Raw genomic sequence first — 1,709 nt, 5'->3', positions numbered from 1 at the left:
TCTGGCTCACTTTCCGGGCTCTGTCGCTATTTTGGGGGTTGTTGGGCAGCTTTCAGGTGTGATGGGTGGGGCTCAGATTGCGGACCTTCTACTGCCTGGTGTTGCGGTGCAGGTCGACCAGCTGGTGCTGACGGATGCCGAGGCCCGGGTCGCTGTGCGATCACGGGCAAAGTCGGCGGTCTGTTCCGGATGCGGGCAGAGATCTTCGAAAGTGCACTGCTACTACCAGCGGACGCTGGCGGATCGACCGGTCGCCGGCCGACGCGTACGAATCGAACTGCGAGCGCGCCGACTCGTGTGCGGGAACGAGGACTGTGCCCGTCGGACGTTCGCCGAGCAGATACCGGCCCTGACCCGTCGCCACGCACGCCGCACGGAGGCTCTCACCGCCAACCTCACGGACGTGGCCCTGTTCCTGGGCGGCCGGCCAGGAACCCGACTGTTCCAGCGGATGGCCATCGATACCTGCAAGGACACTCTGCTCCGGCTCATCCGGGCACTTCCGCTCCCCTCATCGGGGCTGGTGCCGCATCTCGGCGTCGACGAGTTCGCCGTTCGGCGGGGACGGACCTACGCGACGATCCTGATCGACATGACAACCCGCCGCCCCATCGACGTCCTGGCCGACCGGGCCGCTGCCACCTTCGCGTCCTGGTTGCGGGATCACCCTGAGGTCCGGATCATCTGCCGCGACCGGGCCGGCTCCTTTCGTGACGGAGCCCAGGCCGGTGCCCCTCAGGCCAGACAGGTCGCAGATGCCTGGCATCTTCTCAACAACTTGGCGCAAGCAGTCGAACGCGTCATCGGGCGGCACCGCGCTGACCTGCGACAGCCCCTCACCACCCACGACGGCCGGTCCAACGACGCCCCGGCGCCTGAGGGCCACGGCCGCACCGAGTTGGACATCCACGGACGCCCACGACCACTGGTCGCCCGCACTCGCGAACGCCACCAGCAGATCCACGAACGCATCGCCCGGGGTGACAGCCTTCGCGCTATCGCACGCGATCTTCAGCTCAGCCGCGGCACAGTCAACCGCTTCGCACACGCCGAGGAAGTCGACGAACTCCTCATCGCAGCCGTCAACCGGCCCAGTCTGATCGACGACTACCGCATCTACCTTCACCATCGCTGGATGGAAGGCTGCACGAACGCCTCCGCGCTCACCAGGGAGATCCAGCGACTGGGCTACCGGGGTGACGTCAGCACGGTTCGCCGGCACCTGAAGCCCTACCGCGCTGGTGCGATCCCGGCCACCGCCCCCTCGCCCTACCTGACCGTCCGCAGAGTCACGGACTGGATCATGCGTCGGCCCGAGCACCTCACAGACGTCGAGCGAAAGGGGCTCGAGGAACTCTGCGAGCGGAACCGCGTGCTGGAGACGACCGTCGAGTACGCCCGCCGCCTGGCACTCATGATCCGCGAACGCCGCAACGAGCACCTGGCCCTCGACGTCTGGATTGCCGACGTCCGCCTCGACGGCCAACGCGAACTGCGGACCCTGGCCAACGGCATGCGACGCGACCGCGCAGCCGTCCAAGCAGCCCTGACCACGACGTACACCTCCGGGGCTGTCGAAGGCAACGTCACCAGGATCAAGCTGCTGAAGAGACAAATGTATGGCCGCGCGAACTTCGATCTCCTACGGCGCCGCATCCTGCTCTCACCATGATCAAGAAGCTGCCCACCCCCAAAATAGCGACAGAGCC

Annotated in this window: 1 protein-coding gene; it reads left to right on the top strand. The window is 66.6% G+C overall.

Annotated features, from left to right (window positions below; genetic code table 11):
* The first annotated feature begins 61 nt into the window (after positions 1–61).
* Positions 62–1,672 (top strand): ISL3 family transposase, encoded by a 1,611-nt coding sequence (locus ACFCY7_RS40460; protein ID WP_376491080.1) that lies wholly within the window; start codon positions 62–64, stop codon positions 1,670–1,672.
* Positions 1,673–1,709: the final 37 nt, after the last annotated feature.

This window comes from Streptomyces sp. NPDC056361 (assembly GCF_042262805.1).
Taxonomy (GTDB): domain Bacteria; phylum Actinomycetota; class Actinomycetes; order Streptomycetales; family Streptomycetaceae; genus Streptomyces.
Note: the sequence above shows the minus strand (reverse complement) of the source record. Positions and strands in the feature narration are given on the sequence as shown.